Raw genomic sequence first — 18,412 nt, forward strand, 5'->3', positions numbered from 1 at the left:
GAACGATGGATGATTGGTACACCGTCCTTTTCGACCCAGAAGGCAGCATACTGGCAGTGCTTTCGTTTGAAAGCTACAATATATTACCGTCAGCAATACAGGCCGACGACATTCTGCTGCTCATTACTGGAATTGGCCTCCTTGGAAAGCTCTCCGTAAGACTTGCCGCAAGCGGGATCAAGGTTCTGTTCCGAACTCGGGTCGCAGCAAAGATTGCCAGTCATCTGAGCCCCGGCCAGGCTCGGGCTCTGGTAAGCGCCCTCCGAAAAGAGGGTAGGGAGGTGGTTGTAAATGTTGGAGGAGAAGCCGCTAAGCACGAGATAAAGGCATGGTCTCATGCCATTAACGTCAACAACGTGACTCCGGGCCGGCCTGCCGACATCCCAAATCTGGTAAAGGTCGGCGGCGAGGAGATGGACAGCGTGTTCCTCCCCAACTCAATCGACAAAGTCGTAGCTTCAAAGATACCGACTTCGGTGGACCCCCAAAGACTTGCCCAAGCAACGGTGAGAGTACTGAAAAAAGGCGGACGGATTGAAATCAATATATTTGGAAGCGGTGTGGACACCTGGTCGAAAAAGTTCATTGACGCTCTGGTCAAGAATGGCGTCCCAAGTCTGTCCATTAAGAACATCGGCGAAGTACTCATTACAGCAACAAAGTGAGAAACGGTAAGGTCGAGGGCACACACTCCAAGCGCACCTCCGCCGCGATCGCGAGACGCTATCAGCCTTCCCGCCACTCGGCCAAGGGACCCAGCACTCCCTCAATCCGCGACCGCATCGCGCCTTCGCCGCCATATCCGATCCACCACACCCGCTGCCAGCCCCGGCCGCGTCCGGCACGTCGGTAGGCAGCCGATTTAAGTGTCATTTCCCTATAAGAGTCATACATAGGGGTTTGACACTTAAATAGCGCCGCTTCGAATGCCTGCTTTGCCTGGTTGCTGCTGGTGAACAGGACGGGTTGGAGTATGGCTGCGTCCCCGGGACTATCCACTGCCACCCCTGCCAACAACATCCGCTGGAACAGGTCCGGCTTCACGGCCTCCCAGACCGTAATCTCGTCGTAGATTAGCGGCAGCGCGACATCAGCCAGGACATGCACATCAAGCGGAGCCGCCACCGTCCGGTTCACCCCCCCGCCCCGACCAACCACCTGAACCAGTTCGTCATCGCAGATCGCTCGCCGCAGCAGCTCTGCCCGTTCAACGACCTGACCGTGGGCATCATGGCCCTCGTCGCCCAGCAGGAGAGAGAAGCGATCTCCCGGCGCACGAAGGAGGCGCTGGCGGCCGCCAAGGCCCGCGGGGTGAAGCTGGGCAACCCCAACGGCGCAGCGGCCCTCCGGCGGGCAGGGGAGGGCGGCTTGGCGCTTCGAGCAGCGGTCTCTCGCAATGCGGACGAGTTTGCGGCGGGACTGGCGGAGGTGGTCGCTGCGATCCGGGCGGAGGGGCATGTGTCGCTCCGGGCGATTGCCGCGCAGCTCAATGCGCGCGGGATCCTCACCCGGCGGGAAGGGCGGTGGCAGGTGTCGAATGTGAGAGGCTTGGTGCTGCGGCTCGCCACGTCACGAAAAACGTAACCTTGGCGCAGCCGTTCGCGGCTTGACTCAACGATACACTTCTAGATCTGTTTCGACACAGAGGAATAGATACGTGGTTCGCATTCCTTAGAGCCGGACCTCGGCGACGAGTTCGTTCCAAGCCCTCAGGAAGCGTTCGTCAAGTTGATAGACGGACATCGGGTCGGAAGCGGGCGGCTCCGGGGCGCCAGCTGCGACCGCCTGTATCAACTCGACCCATGCGGCGCTTGTACGATTTTTGGCCGTGTGCGCTCCGAGCTGCAGGTGATCGGTCAGACCGTCTACGGCTTGCACCAGCAGAGCGCGCCCTGCTGCGCGGGCTTCGATTGCGACAAGGCCGTAAGCCTCCCAGCGGGAGGGCATGGCGACGGCGTCGACGGCGGCGAAGGCGTCGCTCGGAGTGTCGGCCCGGCCTTCGAAGACGATGCGCGTATCACCAGATGCGATGGAACGAAGCCGCGCCTCTTCCGGGCCTTCGCCGTAGATGTGGAGAGAAAGATCCGAACGTGGGATCGTTCGGAAGGCCGCAATCAGCGTGTCGAAGCCCTTCTGCGGGTCGAGCCGGCCAATTGCGCCGAAGGCGCGGACCGGGCCGGAGCGCCGGGGCAGGTTTCGGAAGTCCGTGAGATCGACGCAGGACGGGATAACAGACAGGCGATGGGGCGGAACGGCTCCGCTCCGGACGAGCCACTCGCCCTGCGCTTCGCTCACGGCGACCACCCGGTCGAACAGGTTGTAGGCGGTGCGGAGCAGAAGGGCAAAGCGGCCCTTTCGGCGTACGCAGTGTGCCACAAAGCTCTCGGTATAGCTGTGCTCGACATGCACCAGCCGGGCGTGTGGGTTCCGCAGTCGGAGCAGGGCCAGCATGGGTAGCGTGCGCCAGCTCACCGCGAGGTGAGAGACGATCATATCCGCATCGAGGCGGCCAAGGCGCAGGCTGCCGCGGGGGACGTGGCGCAGTGTGTGATCGGCCTGTTCAGCCAGTTCGGGCGAGGTGACGAGGTAGTCGAGCACGCGCATGACGCCGCCGGCGGTAGCGTCATCGACGAGGTGGAGAATCCGGGGGCGGGTCATCGGGCGAGCTCGGCGCTGAGCGTGGCGGGCTTTCGGCCGGAGCCGATCAGGCGAAACACGAGGGCCGCCGCGAGGGTGGTGAGGGTCTTGCCCGGCTCTTCGAGCAGCGGCAGCCGCGAGTTGGAGAGCGCGGCGCGGATCAGCCTGTGCGCGCGCGCGCCGTCCCGGTCGGAGATGGCCCGGCGGGCGAGATAGCGCAACTGGTAGGCGCGGGCGGCGCGAGTGTTGACCTCGAAGAAGGCCGGGTTGAGGGGTGCGAGCTTGTCGACCATCCGCTCCCAGGCGGCCAGTTGGCGCTCGGTATTGGCAGAGAGGCCGCCGGAGTTGACGCGATAGCGGGTGAGCAACCCCTCGATGCCCTCGAAGCGCCAGGAGGTGGAGAGGGCGATGCGGAGCCAGCATTCGATATCTTCCGACTGGCGGAAGGTTTCGTCGAAAAACCATGTACGACCGGGCTCTTGGCGAGGCACGTAGCCGATCTCGTCGAAAACGGTGCGGCGGATGACCGGGGCGGAGCCGTTGCCGATGGGGTTGCGCTTGAAGATGGTGCTGGCATCTACCCCGGTGAGGCGCGGGCGCTGAGCGGTGCGGAGGGGGCGGGAGGCCTCGTCGATCAGGACTGAGCCGGAGTAGCTGACGCCGACCTCCCGGTTGGCAGCGAGGTGGGCGGCGTGGCGGGCCAGCTTTTCGGGGTGCCAGAGGTCATCGGCGTCGCAGAAGCCGATGATCTCGCCCTTCGCGGCGGAGATGCCCGAGTTGCGCGCCCCGGCGAGGCCACGGTTGGCCTGGCGGACAATGCGCACACGAGCGTCGCGGGTGAAGCGCCGGGCGATCATCGGGGTGCGGTCGGTCGAACCGTCATCGACCACGATGATCTCGAAGTCGGGATGGGTCTGGGCGAGCAGCGCGGTCAGGGTCTCGGCCAATGTAGCTTCGACGTTGAAGGCGGGAACGATGATGGAGGCGAGGGTCATGGGAGGGCCTTTCTGGCGGGCGATCAAGAGAAGAGGGCGCGGCGCAGGGGGCGCGGCAGGACGGGTGCGAGGGCGGCTCCGGCGAGGGTGAGCGCGCCGCGGCGCGCGGGAGAGAAGAAGCCCGCCGGGCTGTGGCGGAGGCCGGCAAGGGCATGGCGCAGGGCCTCGCGCGGGTCTCCCCCAAGCCGCAGGGCGCGGCGGGCGAGGTAGCGGGCGTGGATGGCGTGGCTCTCTTCATCCGGTTCAAAGCCGTAGCGGGCAGCGGTTTCGAGCGCGGTGGCGCGGCCTGCGGCCATGGCGGTGAGGTTGGTGGAGAGGCCGCCGGTGCTGGTGCGGTAGTAGGTGTGCAGCGCGGGCAGGCCGATGACACGGGCACCGTCGCCCACCAGCCGGATCAGCCATTCGAGGTCCTCGTTGTGGACCATCGCGCTGTCGAACCCGCCGGTCTGTGCGAAGGTCTCGCGCCGGACCGAGAGGTTGGACATGGTGCAGACCGGGTTCTCGCCCAGCAGCATCGGGACGGTGAGCGGCCCGGCGGGCACGGTGGAGCGCACGAGGCTGTCGCCGGGCACGTGGCGGAAGAACTCGATCCGGCCATAGACGGCCTCGGTGGTCTCGTCGTCGAAGGCCGCCACGACCTGTGCCAGCTTCTCGGGGTGCCAGAGGTCATCGGCATCGCAGAAGGCGATCAGCGGCGCGGTGGCGTCGCGCAACACGCCCGCGTTGCGGGCCACGCTGGGCCCCTTGCCGAGGTTGGCGACTTGGCGAATGCGCGGGTCTTGCCACGCGGCGGAGCGCACGAGGGTCATGGTACCATCGGTGGAACCGTCGTCGATGCAGATGGCCTCCCAGTCGGAGAAGCTCTGGCGCAGCAGGCTTTCAAGCGTGGCGAGGATGGTCGCCTCGGCGTTGTAGCAGGGGATGACGATGGAGATGGCAGGCATGGGTCAGACCTTTGCGAGGTGGCGGCGGGCGAAGGCCGCGTGGAGGGCGGGAAGCGAGGCCAGCACCATCACCACGGTAGCGGTGAGCGCGTAGCCGGTGGCAACGGGCAGCAGGCCGAAGGGGGCGAGGGCGGCGGTGTTGAGCATGAGCGCGGCGGTCATCAGCGCGGTCACGCGGAACTCGGCGCCAGCCCGGCCTTGCGCGCGCATCCAGCCGGCGGCGGCGGCCCAGAGGGTGGTGGGGATGGCGACGAGGCAGAGGATCGAGACGATCTGCGGCAGCTCCTCCCAGCCCGCGCCGAGTAGCAGCGGTACGTAGACCGGGGCCAGCAGTGCCTGGGCCAGCACGGCGGGGGTGATGAGGCCGAGGCCCAGCACCATCGCCTGCCGCAGGGCCTGCGCACGGTCGGTGCTGGTGCAGAGGTGCGGGAAGAGCACGGTGGAGAAGGCGGTGGAGAAGGAGGTGGCGAGGCTGAGGCCCGCGTTGAAGGCCATGAAGTAGAGGCCCAGTGCCTCCGCGCCCATCAGCGTGCCGACGATCAGCTTGTCGGCCTGCATCCGCAGCGCCTTGACTAGCTCCACCCCGAGCACCGCCGCGCCGAAACGAGCGAAAGGCGCGAGCGGAGCCCGGGGGGCGGACGGGTCGGGGGACCACGGGTGGAGGCGGCGCATGGCGACGAGCCAGAACGGCGCGGTGAGCAGGCGCGGGAGGATAAGCGCCAGTGCCGAGGGCCAGGCCAGCGCCAGCGCCGCCGACATGAAGTTGGCCGCCACGATCTGGCCGCCGGAGATGGCTGCCGTCTGCCGCAGCTTGCCGGCGCGCATGGCCAGCGCCGTTTGCACCAGCCCGCCCGGCATGAAGAGGTATTCGCCCGCCAGCAGGAGGATCAGCAGCAGGAGAGTGAGGCTGCCGCCGGCGGAATAGAGCGCGAGGCCGACCGCCGATTGCAGCAGGAAGAGGCCGAGGCACCAGGCCCAGAAGATGCGGTGGGCAGTGGCGCAAGTGGCCTCCAGCTCGTCGTCGCGCGCGGCGATGATACGCTGGCCGACGCCGTTCTCGGTGAGGGACTTCAGGATGTCCGCCGCTGCGAGAGCCGCCGCCGCCACACCGATCTGCTCGAGATCAAGCGTTCGGGCGACGGCGACGACCACCAACAGCCGCGAGACCTTGGCCGCAACCTCCGACGCCCCGTAGGCGAGGAGGTTGTGCACGATACGAGATGTTCCGTGAGTGGTAAGCATCTGTCTGGTCCCTTGGCGGTTGGTAACCAAGGTCTAGGCCAGCGGTTTGCTGCCGTCTTGCGCGCCCAAGGAGAGGCGAAGGGCGCAACAGTTGTGCACCATATCCCAACGGATAGGGTGCCCGCGCCCGACGCTCCCTCGACCCGGGCGGGGGAAGGACGTAACAATCACTCAACCGCAGGCGACAAGGCGAAAGCAGTGATGGTGCAGGTATTCAAGTCTTCCACGGCGCTGGTTGCCGCGCTGGCCCTGAGCGGGTGCGCCGCACTCGATACGCCCGACAACCTCGAGCCGGTCGCGCAGGGCGATGCCTATCAGGCGCAGTATCGTCAGCCCGATGTGACCCGGGATGAAGCGCAGTTCTTGCGGTCGGCCACGATCAACGCCCAGAAGTGCCGCGCCCCGCGGGGCGGTGCGGGCGGCAAGGCGAGCGGCGCGACGGCGGCCTCCGCGCTGCGGGGCGAGCGGCTCACCCGGAACGATCTGGTGGATATCCGCGTCGGTGACGATGAAACCTTCAACGGCGATTACGTGGTCTCGCGCGACGGCACGCTGAAGCTGCCCTTTCTTGCACCGATCCCGGCGCAGGGGAGGCTAACCTCACAGGTCGAGGCCGACATTGCCCGCCAGCTCCTCGCCGGAGACTTCTTTGCCGAAACCCCGCGCATCTCGGTGCGGGTGGCCGATTTTGCCTCCGTCACTGTGGGGGTCTCGGGTGCCGTCTTCGAGCCCCGCGCGGTGGAAATCGGCGGGGTGCCGGGCGACCAGGTCGACAGCCGCCGCCAGCAGGCGCTGGGTGCCTCGACCGAGGGGCGCAACCTTTCCGCCGCGCTGCGCGCGGCAGGCGGCGTGCGCCCCGACGCCGATATCTCCGCCGTCGAGGTGCGCCGCGGCGGCACGCTCTACACGCTCGACATGCGCGGCGTCTTCGAGGGGCAGAACGCGGTGGATATCATGCTGCTCACCGGCGACGAGGTGAACGTGCCGAGCCGCGGCTGCTTTCAGGAAGACCTGATGCGCCCCAGCCCGATCAGCCCGCCGGGGATTTCGCTGTTCCTGTCCAACCTCACCCAGCCCGCCACCGGCAACGCGCCCTCGGCCATCGGGCGGGAAACCCGCGAGGTGCCCTATGGAACGCGCTACCTGCAGGCAGTGGTGAACACCAACTGCGTTGGTGGAGCACGGGCGACCAGCGCCAACCGCTCGTCGGTGCTGTTCTCGCGCAACCCGATCACCAAGGTCTCCGTGGTCATTGAGCGGGATATCGAGAACCTGCTGCGCCGCGCCGACCGGGATGACTACGACCCCTTCCTGCTGCCCGGCGATTCCATCGCCTGTTACGACAGTACGGTGACGAACGTGGCCGAGATCGGGCGGGTGCTGGGGATCCTGCGGCCCTGAGCCCGGTCTAGGGTGCGGACGAGCGGGGGGCTTTGCGGCGCTCGGCTACGAGGGCAGGGCGGGTTTCGGACCAGACCCGGGGCAGGGCGGCGATGCCGTCGCGCAGGGCGGCGCCATCACCCGTTTTTGCGGCCTCCTCGATTGCCACCAGGGCAGATCGCAGGGCAACGGCGCCGAGCGTGGCTGCGCTGCCGGCGATCTTGTGAGTGCGGGCGGCGGTCTCTACCAAATCTTCTTCGGCCGAGCTTTCCAGAAAGCCGAGTAGCGCCTCGACTTCCTCAGCGAAGCGGTCCAGCAGCCCGCCCAGCGCCTCCACTCCCAGCGTGTCGCGTAACTCGTCGATGTAGCTGCCTGCCACAGCGGGGGTCTCCGGCCCGCGTCCCGGCGCGGCCGCACCGATGTGATCGGCCATCACCCGCTCCAGCGCCGCGCGGGAGAGTGGCTTGGTCACGATGTCGTCCATCCCGCCCGCGAGAAACGCCTCCTGCTCCTCGGCCACCGCGTTTGCCGTGAGCGCGATGATCGGCACGCGGGCGCAGGGGCCGTGGCCCGCACGGATGGTGCGGGTGGCCTCGCGCCCGTCCATCACCGGCATGGAAATATCCATCAGGATCAGGTCGAACGGCTCGGCCTCCGCCCGCTCCACCGCTTCGCGCCCGTTGTGCGCCACGGTCACACTGTGTCCGGCAGCCTCGAGCATCTCGCGGGCGACCACCCGATTGATCTCGTTGTCCTCGACCAGAAGCACCCTGCTGGCCGCCGCCACGCTGCGCGGTTTGCGCGCGGCGACCTCGGGCCCCGGCGCGGCGATGGGCTCGACCGGAAGACGGACCTGAAAACTGCTGCCCACGCCCTCCTCGCTCTCTACCTCGATTTCGCCGCCGAGCGCGGTGACGAAGCGCTTCGCGATTCCAAGGCCAAGGCCGGTGCCGCCCACCTCGCGGTCATAGGAGGTGTCGCCGGTCATGAAATCGTCGAAGATATGCGCCTGCAATTCCGAGCTCATGCCGATGCCGGTGTCGCTGACGGTGATCTGCAGCTGCGGCCCCGCCGCCCCGTCCACCTGCTCGGCCTCCACTGTCACCCGACCGCCCCGGGTGAACTTCACCGCGTTGCCGATAACGTTCATCAGCACGTGTTGCAGCTTGTCACGGTCGGCCCTGATCCAGTCAAGCTGCGGCCCAGACCAACCCCACTCCAGCGTGGTATCCTGCGCCAGCGCAGCGCCGCTCTGGTTGTCGACGATGTCCTGTAGCAAGGTGCTGAGGTTCATAGCCACCGGCCGCAGGCGGAGCTTCCCGGCGTCGTACTTGGTGATGTCGAGCACGTCCGAGATATGGCTCATCAGCAGCTTGCCCGAAGTGTTCATGTTCCTGATGTAGCGGTCTTGCCGGGCGGTGAGGCGGGTGCCCTCCAGCAATTCCAGATTGCCCAGAAGACCGTTCAGCGGCGTGCGGATCTCGTGGCTCATGGTGGCAAGAAAATCGGTCTTGGCCTTCTCGCCGGCCAGTGCCCGGTCGCGCGCCTCGACCAGCTCCTTCTCGGCCTGCACCCGGTGCGAGATGTCACGCAGGAATGAAATGAAAATTGTGCCCTCATCGGTCTCGGCGGACTGGATGGCAAACTCGACCGGAAAGACCTCTCCGGACTTGCGCCGCGCCTCCAGCTTGACCCGCCCCTTGCCGACCACCCGCTGTTCGCCGCCCTCGCGCATCCGTTTCATGCCCGCGTCATGGGCCTCGCGATACTGCTCGGGCACGATCAGGTCGCCCAGGTTGGCCCCCAGCGCCTCGGTTGCCTGATATCCGAAGATCTGCTCGGCGGCGGCGTTGAAGTCGAGCACGGTGCCGGACCGGTCGACCACAATCACCCCGTCGAGCGCGGTAGAGGTAACGACGTTCATTCGCTGCGCGCTTTCCAGCACCTCACGGCGGCGGCGCACGTTCTGGCGGTTGAGGTGGTTGAGGTAAGCCGCGAATCCGAGCAGGGCCAGCACCAGCACCGTGACGCCCACGGCAAGCTGGGTAAGGGTGACCGCGACGTTGTCGCGCCGCCGGTCGGACTCGACGGCAAAGTAGTTGAGCCCCGAGTTGGCCAGCGCGCGGACGTTGGGGCGAACCTCCACGGTGCGGGCCAGCAACTCGGGCGCAGCGCCGGCCAGTTCGGCATCGGGCGAGTCGATCAGCGGCACGGTGCGGTCGAGAAAGGTCTTCACGATCCGCAGGTTGCGCGAGAATTCCGGCTCGCTGCGCAGCTCGCTGTAGATCGCGCTCTGCTCCAGCGTGGTGATGCGGCTGTAGAAGATATCGTACTCGCGCCTGAGCGCCCGCAGCTCTTCGGCTTCGTCCCCAGGCAGGGCGGCGAGGTGCATCTGGAACTCGAGAAACTCAACCTCGGCCTGCGAGAGGGTCCACTGCACGTTGTCAGAGCTGGCCGAGTTGAGCAGCCGCAGATCGCGCGCCACGTTGATCGAGAGGTAGACAAGCGCTGCAATGCAGAGCGCCCCCGCGAGGGCGGAGGCGATGGCACGCAAGCGGCTGGTACGGCGCGGTTTGCCGGGCATGGGCGGCTCCTCAGTGGGCCGGCGCGGGCGCCGCCGGCCGGTTCAGCCTTAGTCGGTCACGACAATGCGGTCGAGTTGCCAGATGGAGCGCGAGTAGATCACCTCGGTGCGATAATCGGCATTGGCGTCGTAGGGATAGACGATCCAGAGCGGCCCCTTGTCACGCACCGACATCTCCGCACCGTTCATCCGATATGCCACGATCGGGCCGCCTTCGACAGCATCGGTGAGCGGGATCTCGACGGCATAGTCGTTGATCGCCGTCGCGCGCAGGGTGGCACCCTCAAAGCCCACAGCCTCAGCCAGCATCTTCAGCGAAACGCCCTCGAAGGTGTTGGTGCCCTCGGTCCAGATGGTGGTGGTCTCGATGGTCTCGGTGCCGAGCGCCTCCAGCATGGCGAGGTCGAACTGGGCGCTTTCACCGGCGTTGGTGTTGGTGATTTCGCCGGAGACCGTGAGGAGCACATCGCCTTCGGGAGTGGCAAGCTCTTTTGCGGCGAGCGGTAGGGCGGTGAAAGCGGCAATCGCCAGCGACTGGATAAGTGTGCGCAGCATGTCGGTGCTCCTTGGTTTCCTCTGGCACTCTATCTCACGTATGACCCGCCCGACCCAAAGGGTCAGGCGGATAGAGACCTATCCTTTGGGATAGGGTTGGCTCAGGCGACCTGCCGCAGGGGCGCGCTGCGCTCGGCGAGAAAGCCGCGCAGCTCCCCCGCCAGTTCGGGACGATCGAGCGCGAAGGCGGCGGTGGCCTGAACGAAGCCCTGGATAGAGCCGCAGTCGAACCGCTCGCCTTCGAAAGCGTAGCCATGGACGCCCGCCAGGGGCAGGTCTGCGTTGATTGCATCGGTGAGCTGCAACTCCCCGCCAGCGCCCGGGCCGAGGGTTTCGAGCTTGTCGAAGATCGACGGCTCGAGGATGTAGCGGCCAATCACGGCGCTGGTGGAGGGGGCCACCTCGGCACGCGGTTTTTCGACCATGCCGCGTGCGATGGAGACGCGGCCATTCTGGCCTGCGACGTCGAGCACGCCATAGGCGGAGACCTTGCTGCGCGGCACGTCCATGATGGCGACCATGTGGCCGCGGGTGCGGGCGTGGGCCTCGACCATCTGGGCCAGCGCGCCGCGCCGGGCGCGGATCACGTCATCGGGGAGCAGCACGGCGAAGGGCTCATCGCCGACCAGCTTGCGGGCCAGCCGGACGGCGTGGCCGAGGCCGCGGGGGTTGGGCTGGCGCAGGAAGCTGAGCGCGCCTTCGGGCATACTGGTGCGCTCCAGCGCGGCCAGGGCATCGGCCTTGCCGGCGGCCTCGAGACGTTGTTCCAACGCGGCGGCGGTGTCGAAGTAGTCCTCCAGCGCGCCTTTACCGGCGGCGGTGACGAAGATGAATTCCTCGATCCCGGCCTCGCGGGCCTCGTCCACCGCGTATTGGATCAGCGGGCGGTCGACCAGCGGCAGCATCTCCTTGGGGATCGACTTGGTGGCGGGCAGAAAGCGGGTGCCCATTCCGGCGACGGGGAAGACGGCTTTGCGAATGTGGGTCATGGCAGGGGTCCTTTCGGTGAGCAAATGAGGGTGGGGTTGGGTCAGTAGGCGCCCCGGCCGCCGAGCACGGCGCCGAAGGTGCGGGCGATGAGGGAGAGGTCGAGCAGCAGGGTGCGCGAGGCGGCGTATGAGAGATCCATCTCGACCATCTTGTCGAAGCCGACGGAGGCACGGCCCGAGACTTGCCAGACCCCGGTGAGGCCGGGCTTGACGGCGAGGCGGCCCAACGCGCGCGGCGGGTAGGCGGCCACTTCGGAGGGCAGGGCAGGGCGCGGACCGACGATGGCCATCTCGCCCTTCAGCACGTTGAGGATCTGCGGCAACTCGTCGATCGAGAAACGGCGGATGAAGCGGCCGACGCGGGTGATGCGCGGATCGGCCTTGGACTTGAAGCAGACGCCCTCACGGTCGGAGGTGACCAGCAGCGCGGCACGGCGGGCCTCGGCATCCACGCCCATCGAGCGGAACTTCAGCATGGTGAACTCGCGCCCTTTGTGGCCGACGCGGGTTTGCCGGAAAAACACCGGCCCCCGGCTGTCGGCCTTGATGGCAATGGCGGTGGCGGCCAGCACCGGGGCGAGCAGCACCAGTGCGGTGAGCGAAAGGGTCACATCGAGAAACCGGCGTTGCACGGCGGCAAAGCTCTCCGGCCCCCAGGCCTTGAAGGCAGCGTGGGTGAGGAAGCTGAGGTTGCCCGCAAGATAGCGCTTGGCAAGGCGGCGCGGCTCCTGCGCCAGCCGCCAGACCCATTCGGCCCGGGCCTTGCGCACCCACTGGGGCGCACGGCTGACGTTGCCTGCGAGAAAGTCGAAGAGCGCGCCAACCGCGAGGGTCAGGTCGGCATTCAGCCGCCAGGCGTGGCGGTGCAGCCAGAGCTCCTGCGTCGGCACGCCGAGGGCGACGAGCACGATGTCTGCTCCGCTTTCGTTGATGTCATCCACCACGGTGTCGGCATCGGCGGCGCCGTCGTAGCCGTCGCGGGTGCCAGCGATCCGCAGCGCGGGGACGCGGGCCTGCAGGGCGGAGGCGGCGGCACGCGCGGTGCCTGGCTTGCCGCCGAAGAGATAGACCGACTTGCCCTGAGCGGCGGCCTGTTCCAGCAGTGCTGGCACGAGGTCGGTGCCATTGAGGTTGGCGGTGAGGCGCTGGCCGGTCATCCGGCCCGCCAGTTCCACTCCGATCCCGTCGGGCAGCAGCACGTCGGCCCCCGCCACGGCTTCGCGGTAGGCGCGGTTGCGGCGGCGGATGTTGCAGCAATGCGCGTTCATGAAGAAGGCGCGGCGGCGGCCCGGTGCGAGCAGGGCGGCGATTGTTTGTGCCTGTGTGGCATCCACCAGATCAAGGCCCAGCGCGGGCAGATTGACGGTGGGCAGGGCCGGGGTGACGGCGGTGCAGGGCAGATCGAACGTGGCGGCTTTCATCGGGCAAATCCTTGTGCTTCAGGAACTTGCCATCTGATGCCTGTTGACCTCGTCCCGGCTCAACGGAGCGGGAGGAGAGGTGCGCGGCGCGTTGGTTAACCGGTTATTACCAGTGGCGCGGAAACCTATCCGAAGGAGATAGTGGCTGGCCGAATTCTCCGTGCCTTTCGGTCCGCCTGCGGGTTAGATATGCGACAAAGCGTTCTACCAGTGCGGAAACCCGGGAGCCTCCGATGCGCGTTCTGATTGCCGATGACCATGACCTTCTGCGCGACACCCTCGTGATGTTCCTGCAGAGCCAGGGTGACATCGAAACCGAAACCGCGCCAGATCTGCCCGCGGCCCACAAGCTGATCGAAGGTGCCGATACGCCCTTCGACCTCGTGCTGCTCGACCTGAACATGCCGGGCATGAACGGGCTCGACGGGCTGAAGGCGACGATGGCGCTGGGCGCGGGCCAGCGGGTGGCGCTGCTCTCGGGCGAGGCCACCAAGGAGATCGCCGAGAAGGCGTTGGAGGCAGGCGCGGCGGGCTTCGTGCCCAAGACCCTGCCGGCGAAGTCGATGATCAACGCGGTGAAGTTTATGGCGATGGGGGAGCAATACGCCCCCATCGACTTCATGACCGCCGCCGACGAGACCCCGACCCATCCGATGGCCGAAAAGCTGACGCCCCGCGAGTTGCAGGTGCTCAAGGGGCTGACCGAGGGCAAGTCCAACAAGGAAATCGCCCGCGACCTCGACATCACCGAGCCGACGATCAAGCTGCACATGAAAACCCTCTACCGGAAGGTGGGGGCGTCGAACCGCACCCAGGCGGCGCTGATGGCCCGGGAGGCTGGGTTGTTTTGAGGGCCGTGCGGCACCATCGCGGGCAGTCAGGGCGGACGGTTTCGCTGACGCCTCTGCACTCCGCGGTGCTGGGCGTGGCGCTCGTGCTCCCCAGCGTCCAGGCTTCGGCCTGCCTGCCCTCCGATTGGGTCCGCCATGACGGCCCTGTCTATCGAGACAGGCTTTTCTTCGGGCTTTACGAAGCGGCGAGCGATCCGCACGTGTTCGTGGCCGATGACGGGCAACTGGCCATGATCTACAGCGGTGACGACGAGGCTCACAGCTCGATCAAGCTCGCGTTCAGCAGGGATTGGGAGAACTGGGAGGAGTGGGGCGTGTTGCTCGGCCCGTCCCAACAGCCGGGCGCCATCGCAGAAAAGGAGACGGCGTTCTATCTTCGCGCCTCAGCGACAGACCACAGGATCTATTTTATCGGCTACGAAGACGGGGCGACGTATCACTCTGATATCTACCTCGCGCGCGCCGAGGCCCTGACCGGCCCGTGGACGATTCAGCCCGAGCCTGTCATCCGGCGCGGCCCGACCGGTCGGCATGACGTCTACCTGGTCACCTCCCCCTCGGTCGTTGCGCATGAGGGCGGGCTGGTCATTGCCTACCTTGGCTGGAACGGTCTGGAAGACGTGACCGCCGTCTGGAGCTTCACCGCAACCGCTTCGCTCGAGGGTGTGGAATGGCAAGGCGTGGCGCAAACCGACGTGCCGATCGGCATGGAGGGCCAAATCACCGCCCGGCCGGACGGCGGTTTCGTGGCCGTCGCAACACGTGAGGCTGAGGATGGCCGGGAGGGTGTCTTTGCCGCCTGTGCCGATGATCCATTCGGGCCGTGGACCAGCCTGCCTGAGCCGTTGCTGACATTGGCGGGGGATGCCTGGGAGGTTGACGAGATCATCGCGCCGTCGATCACATACGATCCCGAAACCGGCGCGCCCTACCTGTTTTATACCTCGGCAGAGCATTCCAAGGGCTGGCGGGTGATGCTGGCCCGCCCACGGCCGTAGTCGGCCGCGAGGAGGCTGACCTACCCCTTCGGATAGTCCCGCTCCCCGATACCCCTCGCACCTCCCCGCCCGCGCAGGGGCGCGGCCAGGCCTCTCCCTCTATGGTCCGCCTTGAAGGAGACGCCCCATGACCCTGCAAGACACGTTTCACAGCGCCAAGCCCGCCCGCAAGCGCCGCCTGACCGGCAAGCGCATTCTGCTGGGCGGACGCATCGGTGATCTCGGGCGTTTCCCGCGCTATCTTGCCTTCGCCCTGATGGGCGGGGCGCTGATCTGGGCGCCGATCACGGGCTATTTGCGCACCGCGCCGCTCACCTTCAAATCCACGGCCTCGCTGATCCTCCCCGGCTCGGGCGCCTCGGCCTCGATGAACCTCAACGGGATCGGGCAGGCCTCGTCTTATGCCAACTCCGCCTTCGCCAGCAACGCGGTCAGCCCGACCGAGACCTACAAGCGCCTGATCGGGGCCGACCGGATCGTGGATGCCGCCGCGGGCGCGATGGGGATGACCCGCCGCGAGTTCGGCGCGCCGCGGATCAACCTCGTGGACCAGACCAGCCTGATCCACGTCGAAATGGCCGGCGGCAGCCCGGAGACGGCGCAGGCGCGGGGCGATGCGCTGATCGCGGCCTTCTTCGCCGAGATCGACGCGCTGCGCGCCGACGAGATGGCCACGCGGGAAGACAGCGGCCTTGCTGCGATCTCTGAATATCGAAGCTCGGTGGCCGCGACCCGGGAGGACATCGCCGCTCTGCAAGACGAAACCGGTCTGATCTCGCCCGGCCAATATGACGCGATGATAGAGGAAACCCGCCAGTTGGAGAGCCGGGTGCGTGACGTGGAGGCCACGTTGAGCGAGAAGATCCAGAGCATGACCGCGCTCGAAGCCACGCTGGGTGTGCCCGCAAGTGCCGCCGCGGCAACGCTGAAGCTCTACGCCGATGCCGAGTTCATCGCGCTCACCGAAGAGGCCGCCACCCATGCAGCGGCGCTGGCCGAGGCACGCTCGGCCTACGGCGAGGGTCACCCCAAGGTGCAAGTAGCCCGTGCGGCCCATGCTTCGGCGCGGGGTGCGATTCTTGCCCGTGCGATTGCCGTGACCGGGCTGGGCGAGGCCGAGCTGGCCGCGCTCGATCTCGCGCCCGATGGCGCCCGTGCCGAGTTGCTGGCCCAACTGGTGCGGATGGAGGCGGAGCGCGCGGGCGTGGCCCGGCAGCACGAGACGCTCTCGGCCCGGCTCGACGCCGAACTGGCCGAGCAGAAGCGGCTGGCCGCTCCCGCCGCCCGGTTGCAGGACCTGCAGCGCGACTTCACCGTGGCCGAGGCGGTCTTTGCAAGCGCCATCGCCAAGGCTCAGTCGACCAAGTCTGACGTTTACGCCTCCTACCCGCTGGTGCAGGTGCTGGAGAACCCCTCGCTGCCCGAGAAGCCCTCGTCGCCCAACCGCAAGCTGGCTCTGGCCGCGGGCGTGGCGGCGACCTTCATGATGCTGCTGGGCCTGCTGCTCGGCTGGATGCGCGGGGCCCTGATCGGCCGCCTGTTGGCGCGGCCCGAACCCGGCCCGGATGCGCGCGCATGACCGGGCTCACCGGCCCCGAGCGGATGGTCTACAAGACGCTGGTCTGGACCTGGCCGTTCTATGCTTTCGGCGCGCTCTATGTTGTCGGGCCGGTGCTGGCTTGGCTGCTGGGCGGGCTGGCGGCTCTCTCTCTCTACCTCGGCCCCGCAATGCGCGAAGACCTGCGCCCGACCGGCCCGGTGCCCGCACTCGTCTGGGCGTGGTTCATCGGCATGGCCGTTATGCTCGTCGCCCTCTGGGCCGGGCACCTCGACTGGGGGCTGGGGTTGAAGCAGACGATCAAGAGCTCCATCGGCTGGGCTAAGGGCTGGGCGCTTCTGGCGCTGTTTCCTCTGGCCGGGGCGGTGCTGCAGATCCGCCGGGAGGTGCTGATCCGGGGGCAATGCGTGGTCGGGCTCTGGACGCTGGCGCTGGCGCCGGTGCTGCTGGCCGCCCCCTACATCGGCCTGCCCGAGCGCATCTTCACCTCGCCGCTCAAGGCCATCGGCGGGCCGGGGCCGGAGTATTTCAGCGTGTTCTTCTTTACTTGGGACCCGGCGAGCTGGACGCCGCGCTGGCAGTTCTACGCCCCGTGGTCGCCTTTCGCAGCGCTGCTCGGGGTGATCATGGTGCTCTTCGCGCTCGATGAGAAAGACCGCCGCTGGATGGCGGCGGGCGTGGCGGCGGGGGTGCTGATGATCCTCGCCTCCAAGTCCCGCATGGGGTTAGTGGGGCTGGTGGCCTGTACCATGGCCCCGCGGATGCTGCCACTGATCCTGCGCGGCTGGGCGTGGCAGGTCACGGCGGCGCTGACCGCTTCGCTGGCAGTCGTCGGCACCACCCTGATGACGCTGGCGGCCGATGCCGTCTCGGCCTTCAAGGGCGCGCGGGCCGACAGCACGCGGGTGCGCGAGACGCTCCAGCGGATCGCCCGCGAACGCTGGGAGAACGAGGCTCCCTGGTTCGGGCACGGCACGGTGCATCCCGGCTCGCACGCGGTGGAATACATGCCGATCGGCAGCCACCACACCTGGTTCGGGCTGCTCTTCGTGAAGGGGCTGGTCGGGTTCTTCGCGCTGCTGGTGCCGCTCGCGTGGCACGTGGGTTTCGCGCTCATCGACGCCGCGCGCCACCCGCGCGGGAGGCTACCGCTTGGTATCCTGATGACGATGGTGCTGCTCTCCTTCGGCGAGAACATTGAGATCGAAGCCTACATGCTTTGGCCCGGCCTCGTGCTGCTCGGGGTGCATATGCGTGAAGTCATCAATGCGCACGCTCAGTTTCGCTGAGTGATTGCCTTGGCAGCTTGCAATAAACTCTACCACTGGTAGCGCATTTGCGCTGCCAGGGTGGCCGGCATGCGAGACGTGTGACTTTGGCTGCGACGCGTATGCAGGCAGAATCGAATTGGGGATGAAGTGCTCTCGCTCCGTTTCGTTATGCGTTTCGATTCAACCGGCTGACGGTCGAACCGCGATCCGCCTGATTTGTAACGACGACCAAAGGTTGAGAGAAGGTTCGACCCGAGACCCATCCCCTCCTCCGCCCGCTCGGTGAAGCGGTGTCACTGGCTGCCGTATAACTGACGATGTCGATCCAGCCCGAGAGCATTCTGGGGCGACCGTCCGCTCCGGTGATAACGCAGCCGGTCGGATCGAAAACCCGCTCGGTCGACCGTGCGAGGACGCCCCCGCCGTCCGAAGTTATCCAGTCCTCCCAACCTTCGGCGATCGAAATTTCGCCCGCGCGTGGAGCAGTAGAGACAAAAACACCGATGTGGCTGAACCAGCCCTTACCGTACCTGAGCCGCGCAGGGCTTTCGTCATGAAAAACATCTTCGAGGAAGGTAAGCACAAAGAGATCTCCCGGCAGTGGCCGCCGGTCGCTACCGGGAACGCACACGTGCCAGGCGCCCGTCGGAAGCGCTGTCCGGGCCGATGGGTCGATTTCGCGAAATCTGGTAGGGCCGGGAAAGTGAGCCAACTCCGGGACACTGCGGGTGATCTGCATGACATGTTCAATGCAGGTCCCGAAATTCTGCGGAGCCGGCAGCGCCACCGAAGCGGGCCGGCTGCGGATGCGGGCAATCCGCCCAAGGTCCATTATCGCAGTGCCTTCCAGTTTCAGTGCTGCCGCAATCAGTCGCGCTCTCACGTCGTCACCGGCAATAGGATCCAAATGCTCACCGGGTTCGAAATGCTGCTCGCCGAGTTGAGCCGCTTCAGCTGTGGCCTGCGCGCTCGTAATGGCGATAGCCA

At 66.8% G+C, this 18,412-nt stretch carries 16 protein-coding genes; 7 read left to right on the top strand and 9 right to left on the bottom strand.

Annotated features, from left to right (window positions below; translation table 11 throughout):
• Both DYI42_RS19595 and DYI42_RS19600 read left to right on the top strand, forming a co-directional pair.
• Nucleotides 1-665 (top strand): hypothetical protein (locus DYI42_RS19595; RefSeq protein WP_213548263.1); only part of this gene is annotated, 665 nt, incomplete at its 5' end.
• Between the two features lie 436 nt (nt 666-1,101).
• On the top strand, nt 1,102-1,584 hold the full coding sequence (locus tag DYI42_RS19600; RefSeq protein WP_213548264.1) for a recombinase family protein: 483 nt from the start codon (nt 1,102-1,104) through the stop codon (nt 1,582-1,584).
• An 87-nt stretch (nt 1,585-1,671) separates the two neighbouring features.
• Here DYI42_RS19600 and DYI42_RS19605 read toward each other — a convergent pair whose 3' ends face one another.
• From DYI42_RS19605 to DYI42_RS19620, 4 genes are read right to left on the bottom strand one after another with little or no spacing between them, the layout of a single operon-like run.
• Nucleotides 1,672-2,658, bottom strand: coding sequence for a glycosyltransferase (locus DYI42_RS19605; protein ID WP_213548265.1), 987 nt, complete (start codon nt 2,656-2,658; stop codon nt 1,672-1,674).
• A complete protein-coding gene (locus DYI42_RS19610; RefSeq protein ID WP_213548266.1) occupies nt 2,655-3,632 on the bottom strand; it encodes a glycosyltransferase family 2 protein in 978 nt (325 codons plus the stop codon). Before DYI42_RS19610 ends, DYI42_RS19605 begins: the two co-directional genes overlap by 4 nt.
• Nucleotides 3,633-3,655: 23 nt before the next feature.
• The gene (locus tag DYI42_RS19615; RefSeq protein WP_213548267.1) at nt 3,656-4,576 is read right to left on the bottom strand and encodes a glycosyltransferase family 2 protein; all 921 of its coding nucleotides are present in this window, start codon (nt 4,574-4,576) and stop codon (nt 3,656-3,658) included.
• A gap of 3 nt (nt 4,577-4,579) precedes the next feature.
• Entirely contained in the window at nt 4,580-5,818 is a 1,239-nt protein-coding gene (locus DYI42_RS19620; RefSeq protein ID WP_213548268.1) for an oligosaccharide flippase family protein, read from the bottom strand.
• 201 nt (nt 5,819-6,019) lie between these two features.
• Here DYI42_RS19620 and DYI42_RS19625 point away from each other — a divergent pair, with 201 nt between their 5' ends.
• Nucleotides 6,020-7,219 carry a polysaccharide biosynthesis/export family protein gene (locus DYI42_RS19625; protein WP_213548269.1) on the top strand — a complete coding sequence of 400 codons (1,200 nt, stop codon included), beginning with the start codon at nt 6,020-6,022 and terminating at the stop codon, nt 7,217-7,219.
• Nucleotides 7,220-7,226: 7 nt separating this feature from the next.
• Here DYI42_RS19625 and DYI42_RS19630 read toward each other — a convergent pair whose 3' ends face one another.
• The 4 genes from DYI42_RS19630 to DYI42_RS19645 form a co-directional block, all read right to left on the bottom strand.
• Nucleotides 7,227-9,782 (bottom strand): ATP-binding protein, encoded by a 2,556-nt coding sequence (locus DYI42_RS19630; protein ID WP_213548270.1) that lies wholly within the window; start codon nt 9,780-9,782, stop codon nt 7,227-7,229.
• A 48-nt stretch (nt 9,783-9,830) separates the two neighbouring features.
• The gene (locus DYI42_RS19635) at nt 9,831-10,337 is read right to left on the bottom strand and encodes a molybdopterin-dependent oxidoreductase (RefSeq protein WP_213548271.1); all 507 of its coding nucleotides are present in this window, start codon (nt 10,335-10,337) and stop codon (nt 9,831-9,833) included.
• A 101-nt stretch (nt 10,338-10,438) separates the two neighbouring features.
• Nucleotides 10,439-11,326 carry a UTP--glucose-1-phosphate uridylyltransferase gene (locus tag DYI42_RS19640; RefSeq protein WP_213548272.1) on the bottom strand — a complete coding sequence of 296 codons (888 nt, stop codon included), beginning with the start codon at nt 11,324-11,326 and terminating at the stop codon, nt 10,439-10,441.
• A 41-nt stretch (nt 11,327-11,367) separates the two neighbouring features.
• On the bottom strand, nt 11,368-12,747 hold the full coding sequence (locus DYI42_RS19645; RefSeq protein WP_213548273.1) for a WecB/TagA/CpsF family glycosyltransferase: 1,380 nt from the start codon (nt 12,745-12,747) through the stop codon (nt 11,368-11,370).
• Between the two features lie 233 nt (nt 12,748-12,980).
• On the opposite strand from DYI42_RS19645, the gene DYI42_RS19650 reads away from it, so the two are divergent.
• The 4 genes from DYI42_RS19650 to DYI42_RS19665 all read left to right on the top strand — a co-directional run bounded on the left by DYI42_RS19650 (nt 12,981) and on the right by DYI42_RS19665 (nt 17,443).
• Nucleotides 12,981-13,598 carry a response regulator transcription factor gene (locus DYI42_RS19650; RefSeq protein WP_213548274.1) on the top strand — a complete coding sequence of 206 codons (618 nt, stop codon included), beginning with the start codon at nt 12,981-12,983 and terminating at the stop codon, nt 13,596-13,598.
• Between the two features lie 74 nt (nt 13,599-13,672).
• Entirely contained in the window at nt 13,673-14,596 is a 924-nt protein-coding gene (locus DYI42_RS19655; RefSeq protein WP_213548275.1) for a hypothetical protein, read from the top strand.
• A 127-nt stretch (nt 14,597-14,723) separates the two neighbouring features.
• The gene (locus tag DYI42_RS19660) at nt 14,724-16,175 is read left to right on the top strand and encodes a hypothetical protein (protein WP_213548276.1); all 1,452 of its coding nucleotides are present in this window, start codon (nt 14,724-14,726) and stop codon (nt 16,173-16,175) included.
• Nucleotides 16,172-17,443, top strand: coding sequence for an O-antigen ligase family protein (locus DYI42_RS19665; protein ID WP_213548277.1), 1,272 nt, complete (start codon nt 16,172-16,174; stop codon nt 17,441-17,443). The genes DYI42_RS19660 and DYI42_RS19665 overlap by 4 nt, the downstream gene beginning before the upstream one ends.
• Nucleotides 17,444-17,591: 148 nt before the next feature.
• Here the strand turns inward: DYI42_RS19665 and DYI42_RS19670 are convergent.
• The coding region (locus DYI42_RS19670; RefSeq protein WP_213548278.1) for a hypothetical protein at nt 17,592-18,412 on the bottom strand (821 nt) is incomplete at its 5' end.

Source organism: Vannielia litorea (genome assembly GCF_018424695.1).
Taxonomy (GTDB): Bacteria; Pseudomonadota; Alphaproteobacteria; order Rhodobacterales; family Rhodobacteraceae; genus Vannielia; species Vannielia litorea_A.

What these genes read in the sequence shown, in the direction of transcription:
- DYI42_RS19600 (WP_213548264.1), top strand. Translation starts at nt 1,102, where the DNA reads ATGCACATCAAGCGGAGCCGCCACCGTCCGGTTCACCCCCCCGCCCCG.
- DYI42_RS19605 (WP_213548265.1), bottom strand. Translation starts at nt 2,658, where the DNA reads ATGACCCGCCCCCGGATTCTCCACCTCGTCGATGACGCTACCGCCGGC.
- DYI42_RS19610 (WP_213548266.1), bottom strand. Translation starts at nt 3,632, where the DNA reads ATGACCCTCGCCTCCATCATCGTTCCCGCCTTCAACGTCGAAGCTACA.
- DYI42_RS19615 (WP_213548267.1), bottom strand. Translation starts at nt 4,576, where the DNA reads ATGCCTGCCATCTCCATCGTCATCCCCTGCTACAACGCCGAGGCGACC.
- DYI42_RS19620 (WP_213548268.1), bottom strand. Translation starts at nt 5,818, where the DNA reads ATGCTTACCACTCACGGAACATCTCGTATCGTGCACAACCTCCTCGCC.
- DYI42_RS19625 (WP_213548269.1), top strand. Translation starts at nt 6,020, where the DNA reads ATGGTGCAGGTATTCAAGTCTTCCACGGCGCTGGTTGCCGCGCTGGCC.
- DYI42_RS19630 (WP_213548270.1), bottom strand. Translation starts at nt 9,782, where the DNA reads ATGCCCGGCAAACCGCGCCGTACCAGCCGCTTGCGTGCCATCGCCTCC.
- DYI42_RS19635 (WP_213548271.1), bottom strand. Translation starts at nt 10,337, where the DNA reads ATGCTGCGCACACTTATCCAGTCGCTGGCGATTGCCGCTTTCACCGCC.
- DYI42_RS19640 (WP_213548272.1), bottom strand. Translation starts at nt 11,326, where the DNA reads ATGACCCACATTCGCAAAGCCGTCTTCCCCGTCGCCGGAATGGGCACC.
- DYI42_RS19645 (WP_213548273.1), bottom strand. Translation starts at nt 12,747, where the DNA reads ATGAAAGCCGCCACGTTCGATCTGCCCTGCACCGCCGTCACCCCGGCC.
- DYI42_RS19650 (WP_213548274.1), top strand. Translation starts at nt 12,981, where the DNA reads ATGCGCGTTCTGATTGCCGATGACCATGACCTTCTGCGCGACACCCTC.
- DYI42_RS19660 (WP_213548276.1), top strand. Translation starts at nt 14,724, where the DNA reads ATGACCCTGCAAGACACGTTTCACAGCGCCAAGCCCGCCCGCAAGCGC.
- DYI42_RS19665 (WP_213548277.1), top strand. Translation starts at nt 16,172, where the DNA reads ATGACCGGGCTCACCGGCCCCGAGCGGATGGTCTACAAGACGCTGGTC.